Below are 16,655 nucleotides of genomic sequence, written 5' to 3'. Positions count from 1 at the left end.
GGACGGAGGCGGCCGTGTCTTGAAGGTTGAATGTTGCGCGGAGCCCCGCCTAGCTTGCGCCCGCATGTCCACCCCGACCGGCTCCACCCCGAGCCCTTCCACCGACCGGCCGACGCGCACCCGCTATTGGGTGATCGTCTTTGCTGTTACCCTCGCCATCGTCCAATACGTCGACCGTGTGGCCATCTCGCAGGCCATGCCCGACATCGCGGCGGAGATGCAGTTCTCCGACGCGCAGAAGGGCATGATCTTCTCCGCCTTCACCCTGGCCTACGCCTTGTTCGAGATCCCGACTGGCTGGCTCGGGGACAAGCTCGGGGCGAAAAAGGTGCTGATCCGCGTCGTGCTGTGGTGGTCGTTCTTCACGGCGGCCACGGGCTGGGCCTGGAGCTATGCCTCGATGCTGGTTACCCGCTTTCTCTTTGGCGCCGGTGAGGCGGGCTGTTTTCCCAACCTCACCAAGGCGCTCAGCACCTGGCTGCCCAAGGCGGATCGAACGCGCGCGCAGGCGCTCATGTGGATGGGGGCGCGCTGGGGCGGGGCCGCCGCGCCACTGCTGGTGGTGGCGGTCATGGCCTTTGTGAGCTGGCGAACGGCATTCATGCTGTTCGCGATCTTCGGCGTGGTCTGGGCGGTGATCTTTTACCTATGGTTCCGCGACAACCCCCGCGAGCACCCGGGGGTCAATGCCGCCGAGCTGGAGCTGCTGAAAGAAAACGAGCACAACGTCGCCGGGCACGGCAACGTGCCGTGGAAAAAATTGGTGTCCCGCCCGGCCATGTGGCTGCTCTGGGCGCAGTATTTCTGCCTGAGCTACGGCTGGTATTTCTATGTGACCTGGTTGCCGACCTACCTGCGGGATGAGCGCGGCATGGACATCAAGAGCAATGCGTTCATGGGCTGGCTGTCTGGCTTGTTGGAGGGCTCCATGAGCCCGGAAATGTCCTTGAAGGTGCTCGCGGCGGCCCTGGCCGGCATCCCGCTCTTCTTCGGCGGGTTTGGTTCGCTCACGGCGGGGTTGATCTCCGGCCGCCTGATCAGCCGGGGCGCCAACGTGCGCAACGTGCGCCGGGCCTTCGGCGTCATCGGCCTGACCGGGGCCTCGACGCTGCTGATGGCCTCTTTCTACATCCGCGATCCGCTGCTGGCGATGTTGTCCATGGGACTGGCGAGTTTCAGCAACGACCTGACGATGCCGGGGAGCTGGGCGTCCTGCATGGATATCGGCGGCAAATACGCCGGCACCGTGTCCGGCAGCATGAACATGATGGGTAACTTTGGCGGCATGGCCGGTCCGATTGTCGTCGGCCTGGTGCTCTCGCTGACCAGCCGCGACTGGCAGCTGGCGTTCGCCATCTCCGCGGTGATTTATTTCCTCGGGGCCGTCTGCTGGCTGTTCATCGATCCGGTGACGCCGCTCGAAAAGGAAGAAGGATGAAGGAAGAAGGAAGAAATCGGCCGCCGCCCACGGGCGGCTGATCCCTTTCGGTCCGCCTGATCCCATGACCATCATACGCCACTTCCTCCTGATCTGCCTGCTGCCGCTCGCACTTCTTGGTCAGGAGACCAAGGAGATCGCACCGTCGCTGGAGCGGCTGACCTGGCTGGCGGGCAACTGGCGGCTGGAGCGCAACGGGCGGGTGGTGGACGAGCAATGGATGGCGCCGGCCGGCGGGGCCATGCTCGGCATGTCGCGCACGGTGGCGAAGAGCCGGGTGGTCGAGCATGAGTTCATGCAGATCCGCGTGGGGCCGGGCGGGGAGTTGTATTACATCGCCCAGCCGTCCGGGCAAAAGGAGGCGGCGTTCCGGCTGCTGACCCAGACGGAGACCGAGACCGTCTTTGAGAACAAGGAGCACGATTTCCCGCAGACGATCGGCTACAGCCTGCGTCCGGACGGCTCGGTGCTGGCGTGGATCGCCGGCCCGCGTGACGATGGCACGACGCGGCGGGTGGAATTTCCCTTCCGGCGGATCAAACCCTGAGATGCCGGGGTGGCGCGGGTGCGCCGCCGGTCAGCCTTCCTTCAGCTTACGCAGCGCCTCGAGGGCCTGGGGGTATTGCGGGTCCCCGGCGAGGGCGGTTTCGTATGCGGCCCGGGCCCCGGGCTTGTCGCCTTTCTTTTCCAGGATGTTGCCGACGAGGGTGTGGAGGCGGGCGTCGCCGGCGCGGTCGGGCAGGGTGGCCAGTTGCCGGAGCGCGGCCAAGCCACGGTCGAGTTGCTCGCCGGAGCGGGCGGCGAGGCGGCCGACCTGAAAGAGGGCGTCGTCGTCGGCGGGTTGGGTGCGCAGGACCTCCTCGTACAGGGCGAAGGCCTGGGCGTATTTCTTTTCCGCGGAGTAGAGCGAGGCATAGGCCGCGCGCCCGCGACGCGCATCGAGCCGGCGGATGGCTTCCGCCTGGGCGTAGGCCGGCTCCATGCCGCCGCCCAAAAAGCCCGGCGCCTGCCGACAGAACTCCATGAGGCTCCAGCGGGCGTTGATGTTCGCGGGATCAAGCTCGACGGCCTTGTCGTAGGCGGCCTTGCATTTCCGCGCGAAGCCCATCTTCCCGAAGAGGCCAGCCTGGACGGCGGATACCCCGTAGGCGTGTCCGGCCTGCAAGACATACTCGCTCTTGGTCGGATCCAGCTGGACGGCCTTTTCAAAGGCGGTGACCGCGCGGACGGCATCCTGGCGGGCGAGGTGGGTCAGGCCGAGGGAGTTCCAGGCCTCGGCATTGGCGGGCTCGGCGGCGGTGACCTTTTCCAGCACGGCCTGGGCCTCGGCCCACTGGCGCTGCTTGAAGAGCTCGGCGACCTGGTCGCGGGTGGCCTGGTCGGCGGCGAACGCGGGCAACACGGTGGCGAGGGTCAGGGGAAGGAGGAGTCGGCGCATCCGCTTGAGTAAGGAAACAGCGGGAATTGTTTCCATTTTATTCCGTGCGCAGGGCTTCGAGGGGGTCGACCTGGGTGGCCCGCCGGGCTGGCAGGTAGCAGGCAACGAGGGTGACGGCCAGCAGGAGCCCCGCGACCCCGGCCAAGGCCGGAAAATCGAGGCCCGCGACGCGTGGCATCAGGGAGCCGAGGTAGCGGGCGAGGGCCAAGGCGCCCGCGGCGCCGAGCAGGAGGCCGGTGGCCGCGAGGGTGAGACCGTGCCACAGCACCAGACGCAGCAGGTCGGAGGGCCGCGCCCCCAGCGCCAGGCGGATGCCGAATTCACCCGTGCGCTGGGCGACGAGGTTGGCGGTCACGCCGTAGATCCCGACCGCGGCGAGGGCCAGCCCCAGCAGGGCAAAGGCGGAAAGCAGCTCGGCTGAGAGGCGGACGTTGTGCTGGACCTCGCGCACGGCCTGGGGAACGGTCCAGATGCCGTAGCTGGGCATTTCCGGGTCCAGGGCCACCACCGCGCGCTGGAGCGGATCGACCTGCAGTTCGGGCCGCTCGCTCCGGACGACGAGGTAGACCCAGCCCCAGGGTTCATGCACGAGGGGCTTGTAGACCACAAACGGCGTGGCCGCGGGTTGCAGCCGCGCGACGGCGTCGACGTCGCGCACGACCCCGATTACCTCGGCCCAGTAAGCGGTGCCGCTGTCCATGCTGCCCAGGCGCTGACCGATCGCGCTCTGGCCCGGCCAGAGGGCGCGGGCGAGCGCGGCGTTGATGACGACCACGCGGGGGCCGTTGGCCCGCGTGTCGGCGGGGAACAGGCGGCCCTCGAGCAGCGGGATGCCGAGGGTGGCGAAAAAGCCGGGAGTGACCATGACGTGGCTGGCGGCGGGGAGTTGCGCGGCGGAGCCCGGGGTCTGGTCCGCGCGCAGCACCTGGCGATCGGCGTTATAGCCGTTGATCGGGAGAGAGGTGGCGATGGCGGCCTGTTCGACCCCGGGGAGGGCGGCCAGCCGGCTCTCGAGCTGGAGGAAGAAGGCGGCGCGCTGGGGGTCGTTGTTGATGCGCGCGTCGGGGACGGGGAGGATGCCGGTGAGGATCCGGCCGGTATCCCAGCCGGCGGGCCGTTCCAACAGGCGGGCAAGGCCCCGGTGCATGACGCCTGCGCCGCCGAGCAGGACGAGGGCGAGCGCGACCTCGGCGACGATGAGCAAATTGCGGGCGCGAGCCTGGCCGCGGCCGGCGCTGGAGCCGCGGGCCTGCTGCTTGAGCACGGCGTTCACATCGGTGCGGGCGGCGAGCCAGGCAGGGAAGATGCCGAAGAGGATGCCGGTGAAGAGAGCCACCGCGCAGGTGATGCCCAGGGTGGTCAGGTCGAGGCTGATGTCGGTGGTGCCGCCGAGGAGCCGGCGGGCGATCACGCGATTGAGGCCGGTGGCCACGAGCAGGCCAAGGGCGCCGCCGGCCAGGGCGAGGACGAGGCATTCACGCAGCTGGTGGCCGATGAGGGTGCCCCGGGTGGCGCCGAGGGCGGCGCGGATTGCCAGGTCGCGAGCGCGGGCGGTGGTGCGGGCCAGCTGCAGGTTCGCCAGATTGGCGCAGGCGATGAGCAGGACAAAGACCGAGAGGGCGAGGAGCATCCAGCTGATGTTGCGGACGAGGGGATCGGTGACGGATTCCTGCAGGGACAGCACGCGATAGCGAAACCCGCCATAAATCGAGGGATGAGCCCGGGCCTGGGTCTCGGCGAGCGGGGCCAGTCCGGCGGTGGCCGCGGCGAGGGAGGAGTCGGGTAGAAGGCGGCCGAACAGGGTGAAAATGCGCAGGTCGCGCCACTGCTGCTGCTCGGGGGTGAAGCTCAGGGGGCGCCAGAATTGGGCCTGGTCCCAGAGCGGTTGAAATTCAAACGAGGCGGGCATCACCCCGATGATCTCGACCGGCTCGCCGTTGAGCCGGACGACCCGGCCGAGCACATCCGGGCGACCGCCGTAGCGTTCGTGCCACAGGGTGTGGCTGATCACGATCACGTGGTTGCGCCCCGGCTGGTTCTCCTCGGCGGTGAACGCGCGGCCGAGGGCGGGGAGCGCGCCGAAGAGGGTGAACATCTCCGCGCTGGCGTTGACCCCGACGAGGCGCGTGGTCGGCTGGCCGGTCTCGGCGAAGGTCTGATAGTCCCAGCCGAGTGTGGTCAGCGAGGCGAAGGCCGTGGTCCCGGCCCGGATTTCCTGCAGTTCCGCGTGCGAAAACATGTCCATGCGGCCCTGCGGGGTTTCGCCGATGATGCGGGCGATCTGCTCCGGGTGCGGGAACGGGGCGGGGCGGAACAGCACCGCCTGCACGCTGCTGACCATGGCGGTGTTGACGCCGATGCCGAGGGCCAGCGTGAGCAAAGCGACGAGGGTGTGCCCGGGGCTGCGCAGGAGCGAGCGGATGGACTGTTTCATGGGCGGAGGGCGGGCCACGCGCCCCGGATGAGCAGGGCACCTTCAGGCGGTTGCCAGGCGGCGCCGATGGTAGGATGCGTCGCGCAGAAGGATGTGATCTCGTCCGCCGTCATGACGAAGAAGGCGGTGGAGAGGGCATCCGAGGCGGCGGCGTTGGCCGCCAGGGCCCAGACGCGTTGGCGCCGGGCCGCGGGCGCACCGGTGCGGGGGTCAACGAGGTGGGTGCCCTTGACGGCGATGCCAGAGCCGCTCAGCGCGGCGTCGACGAGTGACAGGGTACGGTAGCTCTCACCTTCGCCGAGGCCGACCGCCCAGCCGGCTTCGCCTGGGGGAGCGGCGAGGGCCAGGGCGGAGCTGCCGCCGCTTTGGAGGAGAGCGGCGGTGACATCCCACTCGCGCAGCGTCGCGGCCAGGCGATCCAGGGCATAGCCCTTGCCCACGGCGCCCAGATCCAGATGCAGTCGACCGGCCAGGGAGGTGAGGGTGTGCGCCGAGGGATCGAGCTGGTAGAGCGGGGCGCCGGGCGGGGCGTCGGTGAGCGGAACCGAGGCATAGGCCGGGTCGAAGGTGCGTTGCGTGGCCGCGGAAACCTCGCCGGCCAGCAGGAGGCAATGCAGGGTGTCCTCGCCGATCGCGATCGTCTCGCCCGGGGCCAAGCGGTTGGCGCGGGCGATGTCGCTCGATTCCACGTAGCGGCTGAGTTCGCCCTCGAGGCGGTCGAGCTCGCGGAAGGCGGCGCCGGCGGCCTGGCGGGCGTAGTCAGGAGGGTGGCCGTCGAGGAAGAGCTCGAAGGTCGTGGCCATGGCCTCATGCTCGAAGCGGACGGGATTCATCTTACGAAGAGAAAGACATTTTTAACCGCGGATGACACGAATGATCCCGGATGTAGAAGCAAACCAAGGCAAGGTGGGCCACAAAAGCACAGAAGGCGCAAAAATGAACCAGGCTTGCGTGAAACCTTCTGCGCCTTCTGTGCTTTCTGGGGCCAAACCTTCATCGGGGGAATTTTTGGCGGAGCTCGCGGCGGAGGCGGAGCATGGCGAGGGCCGGACTGAGCCAGAGCCGAAGGAATCCGTACTTCGAGTCGCCGTGGCGGCGGGGGTGATGCCGGACGGGGAGTTCGCCGACGCGGAAACCCGCGGCGACGGCGATGGCGGGAATGAAGGACTGCATCAGTTCGAAGGGGAAAAGCGCGTCACGGACGGTGCGGCGCATGACCCGGAGCTGGCAACCGGCGTCGTGGACGCCGTCCGCCAGCACCCGGCGGCGCACAAGATTCGCGAGGCGGGACATCACGCGGCGCAGGGTGCTGTCGTGCCGGTCCACCCGCCAGCCGCAGGCGAGGTCAACCTGATCCGACTCCACGAGATCAAGGAGCGCCGGGAAATCCCGCGGGTCGTTCTGGCCGTCACCATCGAGGGTCAGGAGCAGATCGCCGCGCGCGGCCTGCAGGCCGGCGAGCAGCGCCGCCGCCTGGCCGGCGTGCGGCCGGGTCAGGACCACGCAACGGGGCCAGCGCGCGCACGCTTCCTTGATTTCCGCCGCGGTGCCGTCGGTGCTGCCGTCGTCCACGAGGATGATTTCATAGTCACGGCCGCGGGCGTTCAGCACGTCCACACAGGCGCCGACGAGGGGCAGAATGTTGCCAGCCTCGTTGTAGAGCGGGATCACGAGTGAGGTATGCGCGCTCATGACCGGGGGGTGAAAACGACCAAAACGAAGCCGGGGCGGAGGCCGACGAAGGTGGTGTCGTAGTCGCCGGTCAGGTGCGAACGGACCTCATCAGCAAGCCCAGCGGAGGTGATGACGAGGGCCCCGTCGCATGCAGCCGGCACCGTGGACCAATAACCAATTCCCGTCAGGCCGCGCAGGTACCAGGGCAAGGGCCAGGCTTCCTCGCTGATGACGCGCACGGGCCGGTCGGGCCGGGCGGCTTGGGCGGCCGTGACCAGGGTACGCACTTTCCGCACATCCGGTGAGGTGTGGACGTAGGCGTAGGGGTTGCGTTCGTCAGCCGGGCGCAGAAAGGAAGTCAGGCGGACCTGTTGGGCTTGGGAATACAGGGCGGCCAAGGCGAGGCCGACGGCGAGGAAGCGGGAGGTTGGTCGCTGGGGCAGGGCGGCGAAGGCGCCCGCGGCCAGCAAGGAAAGGAACGGCACAACGTGGAGGGCGTGCCACGGAGTCTTGTAGGCGCTGGCGGACAGAATGATCAGCAGCAGGGCGCCGCTGCCCGCAGCCCAGCGCAGCAGGTGGCTGGCGCGCGGGGTGAAGGCAAAGATCAGGCCGGCCAGGGCGAGCGTACTGAAGGCGAGTTGGTGGGTGGTGAGCCCGCCGACCTTTTGCCAACCGAACAGGCCGAGGTAGTACCACCAGGGTTTTTCATGGCCGGTGCCGAGGCCGAGCCGAGCGGTCATGGCGGGATAGGTCAGCAGCGCGTCAACCAGACCGCGCGGGTGCGTGCCGAAGGATGAATAGAAAAGGGCGGCGAGGATGAGGGCGGCGAGGCCGGCACAGGCCAGATCGCGCAAAACGTTCGTTGAGACGGGGCGGCGTGGTCGCGCGATGACCAGACCGCCCAGCACGGCCAGAACGAGCAGCGGCGTGCTGGCCTTGGTGGCTTGCATCAGGCCGGCGCAGAGCCCGGCGCCGACGGCCCAGGCGAGCCGGCCGGTGACCCACCAGCGTTGGGCGCAGACGAGCGCTCCGAGGAGGAAGGTGGCGAGCAGCGTCTCCTGCACGAAGTAGCGGCTGTAGTAGGCGGCGGGCGGGGAGAGGGCGAGGAAGGCGGCGGCGGCAAGGGCCGGCCAGTGGCCCAACGGGCGGGCGAGCAGGAAGAGCAGCAGCACCGAAGCCACGCCGGCGAGGGCGGGGACGAGGCGGACGGTGGTCTCGGTGAGTTCCGCGAGCGTGGACTCGCCGCGCAGCCAGGCGATCGGCAGTACGGAGTAGTAGAGCGTCGGACCGTGGTGGTCGACGGGATCGAAGGCGTAGCGGCCGTGCTCGAGCAGTTCGCCGGCCTTCACGGCCTGGTTGGCCTCGTCGGCGTGCATGGGCCGGCGGTCGAGGTCCCAGACGCGCACGCCGAACGCCAAGAGGGCGAGCAGGGCGAGCGGGAGCCAGCGGGTGAGGACGGGCGGCATGGGCGGGGGTGATCTGAAGTCTAAATCTCCCTGAAGGATTGGCCACAAAAAGCACAAAAAACGCAAAAATGGGTACGCGTGGCGGGGGCTGAGCAGGCGTGGGCATCCTCGTGGTCTTGATCATCCCGGGCCGAAACTGGGGGAATGGTGCCACGGTTACTTCGCCGTGGAGGGGAGATTCTCGCGGGCGGCTTCGCTCGCGCTCGAAGGTGGGCGCAAAAAGGGCGGGGTTTGGAAACCCCGCCCGACATGAGGAAAGACTGACGGAACGCTTACTTGGCAGGGGCGCCGAAGACCTCGACCTCGCAGTAGTGGTTGAGCTCGTTCGAGGTGTTGCCGTTGGAGTAGAGACGGACGTAGCGGGCGCTGGTGCCCTTGGCGTCGACGATGCGGCCGATGTTGCTCTCGATGTAGGCGAGGTTGCTGCCCGTGCCGAGGCCGGCGGAGTTGTCGACGTCGGTGTTGTAGAGGGTGGTGACGCCGGTCTTGAAGGCGGCATCATCGGAAACCTGCACCACGAAGTCGTGATAGACGCGGGCCTGGGAGTGGAAGTGCCAGACGACGATGGCGGCGAGCGGGGAGGAGGCGCCGAGGTCGACCTGGACCCATTGCACGCCGGGGCCAAACTCGACGAAGGAACCGTCCATGCCGGTCTTGTCGCCGTCGGTGACGAAATCCAGTTCGCCGATGATCGGGAACTCGTCGCTGCTGGTGACGGGCTTGCCCGCGGACAGGAGGACGGTGCCGGCGGGCACCATGAAGTCGGGGCGCTTGCCGGCGGAGAACTGCTCGAGGTTGGCGAGCTTGATGGGGCGCGGGGTGCCGACGAAGAGGGGCTTCGGCAGGTCGAGCTCGAGCGGGACCAGGTCGGCGGCGGCCAGGAACGGCAGCGGCAGGGCGCAGGTAAAGGCGAGGGTGAGAAGGGGACGGAGGTGTTTCATGAGGGGAGGGGGAAGGTGACCCGCCTAGGCCCGGTGGGCTACGGCGCGGCGCCCTGACGGGCGGGGTTAACGGTGAGAGTCGGATCGCGGAAGAATGGTTCCGTCAATCAGACGACGAAGTCCGTGGGTTTGAAGGTGAGCATCGTGCGGGCGGCGATGGCTTCGTTGACCTTGAGGACGGTGACGGCGCTGGCGAAGGCTTGGTCGCCGGTGCAGTTCAGCGGCGTGTCCTTGCGGATGGCGTCGAAGAAGTTCTCGAGGTGGGGCTGGTGGATGGCCTTGTCGAGGGTGACCGGGATGTCCCAGGCGGAGAGTTCGGCCGTCTCGCGGACGTCGACCGTGGCCGACTTGCTGGGTCCGCCGAGCTTGGGCTTGGGCTTTTCCCAGGGTTTGACGGGGGCGGGGGCGCCCTCGCCGGAACCGGGGCGGCCGATCAGCCCCTTGTCGACCCACTGGTCCCATTCGGGGGCACGGGCCTCGCGGTAGAGTTTGGTGTACTTCGGGTTTTCCGAAATCTTCAAGGCACCCTCATCGCCCATGAAGTATTCATGGTAGCCGCCGCCGGCACTGGTGGTGGTGAGCACCTGGTAGGTGCAGCGCACGATGCCGGTGGGGGTGGGATACTCGTAGATGACGTAGGCGTTGTCGTACCACTCGTGATTCTTGTAGTAGTCCACGCCGCCGCCGGCCAGGACGGAGGAGGGATTGGCGCCGAGCATCCAGTTGAAGATGTCGATCTGGTGGGCGCCGAGGTCGGAGATCGGGCCGCCGGCATAACGCTTGAACCAGCGCCAGTTCCGGAACTCGTGCATGTTGGCGTAGCCGTACTGGTTCAGCTTATCCTCGGTGAGGGCGTACTTGGCGGGGTAGCCGAGATCCTCGGTGACCGCGCGGTTCCACTGGCCGGAGGCATTGTTGATGCGGCCGAGCAGGTGGGCTTCCTTGACCAGGCGGTCGCGGGCGTGCTGGTAGCGCGGGTTGCTGCGGCGTTGGTGGCCGATCTGGAGGAGTTTGCCGGTCTCGCGGGCGGTGACGACCATCGAGCGGGCGGCCTCGACGGTGTGGGCCATGAGCTTCTCGCAATACACGTGTTTGCCGGCCTTGAGGGCGGCGTTGGTGTGCTCGGCGTGGACGAAGTCGGGCGTCGCCACGATGACGGCGTCGAGATCCGGCACGGCCGCGAGCATTTCGCGGTAGTCCTCGAAGGGCTTGGCCTCGTGCCCGAACTTGCCGAGCAGGCGCTCGGCGTAGGTGCGGTTGTAGCCCCAGATGTCGCAGACGGCCTTGAAGCGGATGTCGGGAATCTTGAGGGCGGCGTTGAGCAGCACGCGGCCTTGTTCGCCGCAGCCGATCAGGCCGACGTTGAGGGTCTGGCTGCCGGTGGCGGCGCGGACGAAGGCCGGGGCGGCGACGAGCATCGCGCCGAGCTTGGCGCCGGTGGCGAGGAAGTCGCGGCGGGTGAAGGCCGGGTAGGGGGAGGGGGAGTCGGGCATGGCGGGCGGAGGGTCAGGACTTGTCCGCCCAGACGGAGAAGCGGTTGTGGCGGACGAGAACCAGGGCCCCGGCGATGAGGCCGACGTGGATGGCGAGCCAGGCGACGCCCTCGGATTCCTGCACGGCCATCAGGCCGAAGGAGAGGCCGACGTAGAGGAGGCCAGTGAGCACCAGGGTGCAGCGGGTCTTCACGCCAAGGAGGAGGGCCGCGCCGAAGATGATCAGGAGGTAACCCAGCGAGTGGGCGAAGTTTTTGGTCATCCACAGCGGCATGAACGAGGCGCCGGTGATGCCGGAGGCCATACGGGTCATGTTCGCGTAGTAGTTCTCGAACGTGTATTTGCCGCCGGACTCGAACTTCTCGACGCCGGCCAGCAGGGTGCGGAGACCCAGGAAGAGCCGGAGGAGGAGGAAGGCGGCGGTGTATTCGTTGACGCGCGGGGCGGTGGGGGCGGGGGATTCACTCATGGTTAAAGGTGGTGGGGGTTCAGAAGCGGTGGCCGGGACGGTAGGACTGTGGGAGGTGAGGGGAAACGGCCTAAGCCTGTCGGGGAAGGCCACAGCCTAGTGAGCTGGTTTCGTGACCGCCAAGAGAGAAAATTAGCTAATGAAATATTAGCAAGATATGCCCAATCGGCCCCACCCGCCAGGTACGCGCCCCCGGACAGGCGATTTCCGTCGGAACCCGGGGAGCGGCCGCCTGATGCGTCCACCTTCAGCGCGCCAGTGGTTTCATTTATACCTTGCCGAGTTGCACAGGTCGGGGCCCGTCACTCTGCGCGCAGGGCGACGAGGGGATCGACTTTGGCGGCGCGACAGGCGGGAAGGAGGAGGGCAGGAGTGGCAGACAGGAACAGGGTGAGCAGGCAGGCGGCGAACACCAGCGGATCAAAGGCGGCGACGTCGGGGACGAACCCTGCCAGCGCCAGACCGACCAGGCCGCAGGCGATCGAACCAGCGGCGACCGAGAGCCCCAGCAGGACAAAGCCTCGCCCCACCACCAGGCGGATGATGTCGCCGGTTCCGGCGCCGAGCGCGGTCCGCAGGCCGAGTTCCCGCGCCCGCCGGCTGAGGTTGTACGCGGTCACGCCGTAGATGCCGATGGCGGCCAGCACGACGGCGATCAGTCCGAACAGGCCGAAGAGGGAGGCGGCCAAGCCGGCCTGCCAGCGGCCGAAATTGGCGGCAAGAAAGGATTCGAGTGGAGTGACCATGACCAGGGGCAACGTGGCATCGGAGGCCAGCAGGGTGCGATGGAGCAGGGAGGCACTGTTGTCGTCCGGTGCGTAGGCGACGAGGAACCAAACCGGATGATCGATGCGGGCGAAGGGTACGAAAACGCGGGGCAGGGGCCGGCTGCGGTCGACTACATCCTGACTGTGGGCGGAGACCACCCCCACAATCGTGTGCTCGCCTTGCACCTGCTGGGCGGGACCGCCCTGCAGGGTGAGGATCTGCCCCACCCAGTTCCCGGTGGGAAACAAGCGGCGCGCCAGGGTTTCGTCGACGACACACACCGGGGCAGCTCCGGCGGCCAGTGATTCCTGAGGGGTGAAGTCGCGACCAAGCAGCAGCCGCACGCCCAAGGCGGAAAAGTAACCGTCACTGATGGCAGAGAAGGCGGCCGGGATGCCGGTTGAGCGTCCGGTTTCAGGGGCGCTCCCGGGCAGGCTGACGCGCGCGAGTTGCACGTCGTTGGCGTACGGCACCAGGGAGGCCAGACTAGCCTGCGCCACTCCGGGCTGCCGGCGGGCTGCGGCCAGCGCAGCGGTCGCGCGGCGGCGGACGGTGAGCGGGTCGTCGGCCGACAGGGCAAAATCGATCTCAGCGACGAGGCGGCCCCTAGGATCAAAGCCGGTGGGCGGCTCGAGGGCGGCGAAGGCCGCGCGCAGGAACAAGCCGGCGGCGAAGAGGGAGACGAGGGAGAAGCCCATCTGCAGCATGAGCAGGATGTTCCGCCCACCCCAGAGCGTGCGCCCCTCTCCGGCGAGGGTGCCGCGCGCGGCCCCCTTCAGGTCGTTGGTGAGATCACGCCGGGACAGGACCAAGGCCGGACCCAGACTGAAGGCCAGGCTGGCAACCAGGGAGACCAGAAGGGTAAAGCCGAGCACCGGGAGGTCGGCTTGGAACGAGGTGGTGACTTGGAAGCCGAAATCCGCCACGCGATCCGCAAGAACCTGGGCCAGAAAGGAACCGGCCCAGGAACTGATAAGGACGCCGAGGGCGCCGCCCGTGACGGCCAGCAGGAGACCTTCCAGCAGCAATTGTCCGAGGATCCGACCGCGGGACGCGCCCAAGGCGAGCCGGGTCGCGATCTCGGGCGCGCGGCCGACGCCGCGGGCCAGCAGCAGATTGCTCAGGTTGAGGCACGCGATGATAAGCACCACGGCGGATAGCCCGAGGGTCAGGGTGGTCAGGGAGGCGAAGGCGTTGTCGCGAACCGGCTGCGGGGCGATGCCGAAGGGCCGCGCGAGGACGATCTCGCGTTCGGTGCCGGGATCAGGGTCGAGTCGGGCCAGGCGGCCGGCCACCGCCGGGAGCCGGGTGGCAGCCGTGGCGCGCGTGAGGCCGGGGTCGAGTCGCGCAAAGAGGTTGAGCACATGGTTGCGCGGGTCCGAGAGGTCCGGGCTCCGCCGTGTTTCGGCAAAAGCCGGGGCCGAGGCGGAGAAGAAACCAAGCGGCAGCCAGACCTCCGGGGCGAGCAGGGGGCTGGCCCCGCTGAAGCCGGGCGGGGCGATGCCGATGACGGTGCAGAAGCGGCCATTGATCCGCAGGGCTGAGCCCACGAAATCCGCGCGACCGCCGAGTCTTTGCCAAAGGGCGTGACTGGCAACGACGACGGCCTGCCCCGCACCGGGGGAGGTTTCTGCCGCGGTGAAAAACCGGCCGAGGGCGGGCCGGGCGGCGGCGAGGGCGAAGAAGTTGTCGGAAACCAGGAAGGCGAACGCCCGGCGGATTTCGCCGGGATCACCGAGCGCGACCTGGCTGTAGGCGGCGGCCGACACATCGGCGAAGACCGCCTGATCCGCCCGCAAGGCGGCAAACTCAGCGTGGGAGAAAGGGCGGTAGTCCCGCCGCGCGTCGCGCGTCGCGTGAAATACGGCCACGTAATTTTCCGGTTCGTGCGTGGTCGTCTCACGGAGGAGGAACCCGTTCACGATGGAGAACATGGCGGAGTTGACGCCGATCGCCGTGCCCAGGGAGAGCACCGCCAGGAGCGTGAAGCCGGGCTGGCGCCAGAGGTGGCGGACGGCGGACTTGAATTCGGGTGGCATCAGGCAGGCTTGTTGGGGTGGGGTGACTCGTGTCGGAACCGGCCAGTCACTCCGCGCGCAGGGCGACCATGGGGTCGACCTTGGTGGCACGGCGGGCGGGGAGCCAGCAGGCGACGAGGGTCACGGCCAGCAGGAGGGCGACGACGGCGAGGAAGGCGGGTACGTCGAGACCGGGCAGGCCGGGAAACGCGGCGCTCAGGGAGGGCAGGAGGAGAGCGGCCAGGCCCAGACCCAGGGCCGTGCCCAGTCCAGCGAGGCGGACGCCGTTGCCCAGCACGATGCGAAGCACATGCTCCGGCTGCGCACCCAACGCGAGGCGGATGCCGAATTCCTGGATGCGCATCGCGACGAGCCCGGAGATCACGCCATAGATGCCGAGCGCCGCGAGGCAGAGTCCGAGCCCGGCGAACGCGGCGAGCAGCTTGTTGGTCACCTGGAGATCGTGCAGGGCGCCGGCCACGGTCTCCTGAACGGTGCGCAGTTCCACAACGGGTAGGTCGGGGTCGAGTTCGGCGACCGCCCGGCGCAGGGGATCCGCCAGCGTGGCGGGGTTCCGGCTGCGCGCCACGAGCGTGAAATAACCCCAGGGATTCTGCGCCATGTTATGGTAGATCTGGTAGTGGGTTGCCGGGGTGTCCACGTTGCCGGCCAGGCCGACGTCCCGCACCACGCCGATGACCTCCCAGTGGGGCCGGCCCTGGGGATCAACCTCCCGGATCCGGCGTCCGATCGCGCTCTCGCCCGGCCAGAACTGGCGTGCGATCGACTCGCTGATGATAATCTGGTGCGGGCTGCCCGCGGGCGGCTCGGCGGGAGCGAAGGCGCGGCCCTCGACGAGGCGGATGCCCAGCAGCGAAAAGTAGTCCGCGCTTACGATGTTGTGGAAGGCGAAGGGCTCGTGCCCGGGCCGCGGCTCCTCCCGGCCCTCGGGTACGAAGCCCATCGGGGTGGTGTAGTCGCGTAACGGCAACGAGACGGTGAGCGCCGCCCCCTCGACGCCGGGCAGGCGGGCCACCCGCTCCATCAGCCGTTGGTGGAAGAGGCGGCGGGATGCTTCGGTCGGATATTTCAGCTCGGTCAGGGTCATGGTGCCGCGAACCAGGCCTTCGACACGCCAGCCCGGATCCTGCGTCAGGTAGCGCTGCAGGCCACGGAGAAAAAAGGCCGAGCCGGCGAGCAGCACGACGGAGAATGCGATCTGACTGACGATCAGGGCCTGGCGGCCGCGTTGGCGACCGCGGTCACCGGTGGCGCCGCGAGACTGCTGCTTGAGCGCCAGATTCACGTCGGTCCGGCTGGCCAGCCACGCCGGGATGCCACCGGACAGGAGGCCAGCGAGGACCGCCACCCCGAGGGCGAAGGCGAACACCCGACCGTCGGTCTGGAAAACGGCGTTCGCCGTCTTGCCGGCAAACAGGTGCGGGGCGAGGAAGGAGGTGAGGAACTGCGCGGCCAGGAGGCCGAGTCCGCCGCCGGCCAGGCCCAGGAGCAGGTTTTCCACGAGCAGCCGGCGCATCAGGGCCGGCCGGGAGGCGCCGAGGGCGGCCCGAATGGCGAAGTCCCGGGCGCGGCCCGCGCTGCGCGCCAACTGCAGGTTGCCGAGATTGGCGCAGGCGATGAGCAGCACGAAACCGGCGAGCCCCAGCGTCAGCCAGATGAGCCGGCGGTGCACGACCGCGACCTCGGAGCCGACCAGCGGGACCAGCCGCACGCCCTTGCCGGCATTGGAGCCGGGATATTGGAGGGCCAGACGGCCGGCAATGACCGTGGATTCAGCCTGGGCCTCGGTCCGCGACACACCCGGTTTGAGCCGGGCCACGGCCTGCAGCCAGGACACGGAACGGTCCTCGCGCCAACCCTCCGCCAGCGGCAGGGGGCGCCACACGTCGATCGGACCCCAGAACGTCGGATACTCGGCCTGAGCGGGCATGACGCCGATGATGGTGACGCTTTCGCCGCCGATCCGCAGCGAGCGTCCGATGATGCCGGGATCGGCGCCGAACTTGCGGCGCCAGCAAGCGTCGCTGAGCACCGCGACGGTGTCGCGGCCGGCCTGCTGTTCCTCGGCTGTGAACGCGCGGCCGAGCACGGGTTGGAGCCCGAGGGTGTCAAAGAGGTTGGCGGCGGCGACGACGCCGTTGAGCGCCTCGGCCGGCTGGCCGGGTTCGGCGAGGCTGAAGATCCACCACTGGTAAGGCGTGACCGAGGCGAAGGTCTGGCCCTGTGTGCCGAGGTCACGCAAGTCGGGCAGCGAGTGCGGCCAGGCATCACCTTGGGCGTTGGTCCCGTAGACCCGGACCACCTGGGCGGAATCCGGATACGGCGCCGGCTGGAAGAGTAGCGTGTTGACCACGGTGAACATGGCCGTGTTCACGCCGATGCCGAGGGTGAGGGTCAGGAGGGCGATGGCGGTGAAGCCCGGGGACTTGAGGAGCTGGCGGACGGCGAATTTCAATTCCGAGATCATGCGGGAGCGGGTGGGTAGGGGCCGGGCG

General features: G+C 68.5%; 12 protein-coding genes. 2 read left to right on the top strand and 10 right to left on the bottom strand.

What is annotated here, in order from left to right; all coding sequences use genetic code 11:
• Positions 1–64 precede the first annotated feature (64 nt).
• Positions 65–1,438, top strand: a complete 1,374-nt coding sequence (locus Verru16B_RS16280) for an MFS transporter (RefSeq protein ID WP_069963279.1) — start codon at positions 65–67, stop codon at positions 1,436–1,438.
• A gap of 64 nt (positions 1,439–1,502) precedes the next feature.
• Positions 1,503–1,985 (top strand): DUF6265 family protein, encoded by a 483-nt coding sequence (locus Verru16B_RS16275; RefSeq protein ID WP_069963278.1) that lies wholly within the window; start codon positions 1,503–1,505, stop codon positions 1,983–1,985.
• Positions 1,986–2,015: 30 nt separating this feature from the next.
• Here the strand turns inward: Verru16B_RS16275 and Verru16B_RS16270 are convergent, their stop codons facing one another.
• From Verru16B_RS16270 to Verru16B_RS16225, 10 genes are all read right to left on the bottom strand, one after another.
• Positions 2,016–2,876 carry a tetratricopeptide repeat protein gene (locus Verru16B_RS16270; protein WP_069963277.1) on the bottom strand — a complete coding sequence of 287 codons (861 nt, stop codon included), beginning with the start codon at positions 2,874–2,876 and terminating at the stop codon, positions 2,016–2,018.
• Positions 2,877–2,913: 37 nt separating this feature from the next.
• Positions 2,914–5,310 carry an ADOP family duplicated permease gene (locus Verru16B_RS16265; protein WP_069963276.1) on the bottom strand — a complete coding sequence of 799 codons (2,397 nt, stop codon included), beginning with the start codon at positions 5,308–5,310 and terminating at the stop codon, positions 2,914–2,916.
• The gene (locus Verru16B_RS16260) at positions 5,307–6,143 is read right to left on the bottom strand and encodes an FAD:protein FMN transferase (protein WP_069963275.1); all 837 of its coding nucleotides are present in this window, start codon (positions 6,141–6,143) and stop codon (positions 5,307–5,309) included. Before Verru16B_RS16260 ends, Verru16B_RS16265 begins: the two co-directional genes overlap by 4 nt.
• Positions 6,144–6,303: 160 nt before the next feature.
• Positions 6,304–7,002 carry a glycosyltransferase gene (locus Verru16B_RS16255; RefSeq protein ID WP_069963274.1) on the bottom strand — a complete coding sequence of 233 codons (699 nt, stop codon included), beginning with the start codon at positions 7,000–7,002 and terminating at the stop codon, positions 6,304–6,306.
• Positions 6,999–8,450: a flippase activity-associated protein Agl23 gene (locus Verru16B_RS16250; protein WP_069963273.1), complete on the bottom strand. Its 1,452-nt coding sequence runs from the start codon at positions 8,448–8,450 to the stop codon at positions 6,999–7,001. The genes Verru16B_RS16255 and Verru16B_RS16250 overlap by 4 nt, the downstream gene beginning before the upstream one ends.
• 272 nt (positions 8,451–8,722) lie before the next feature.
• Positions 8,723–9,391 (bottom strand): discoidin domain-containing protein, encoded by a 669-nt coding sequence (locus Verru16B_RS16245; RefSeq protein WP_069963272.1) that lies wholly within the window; start codon positions 9,389–9,391, stop codon positions 8,723–8,725.
• Between the two features lie 107 nt (positions 9,392–9,498).
• Positions 9,499–10,884, bottom strand: coding sequence for a Gfo/Idh/MocA family protein (locus tag Verru16B_RS16240; RefSeq protein WP_069963271.1), 1,386 nt, complete (start codon positions 10,882–10,884; stop codon positions 9,499–9,501).
• A gap of 13 nt (positions 10,885–10,897) precedes the next feature.
• Complete coding sequence (locus Verru16B_RS16235; protein ID WP_069963270.1) at positions 10,898–11,353, bottom strand: DoxX family membrane protein; 456 nt, start codon at positions 11,351–11,353, stop codon at positions 10,898–10,900.
• A 302-nt stretch (positions 11,354–11,655) separates the two neighbouring features.
• Positions 11,656–14,160, bottom strand: coding sequence for an ABC transporter permease (locus tag Verru16B_RS16230; protein WP_069963269.1), 2,505 nt, complete (start codon positions 14,158–14,160; stop codon positions 11,656–11,658).
• A 46-nt stretch (positions 14,161–14,206) separates the two neighbouring features.
• Positions 14,207–16,615 (bottom strand): ABC transporter permease, encoded by a 2,409-nt coding sequence (locus Verru16B_RS16225; RefSeq protein ID WP_157772501.1) that lies wholly within the window; start codon positions 16,613–16,615, stop codon positions 14,207–14,209.
• Between the last annotated feature and the right edge of the window lie 40 nt (positions 16,616–16,655).

The sequence above is a fragment of the Lacunisphaera limnophila genome, assembly GCF_001746835.1.
Lineage (GTDB): Bacteria > Verrucomicrobiota > Verrucomicrobiia > Opitutales > Opitutaceae > Lacunisphaera > Lacunisphaera limnophila.
Note: the sequence above shows the minus strand (reverse complement) of the source record. Positions and strands in the feature narration are given on the sequence as shown.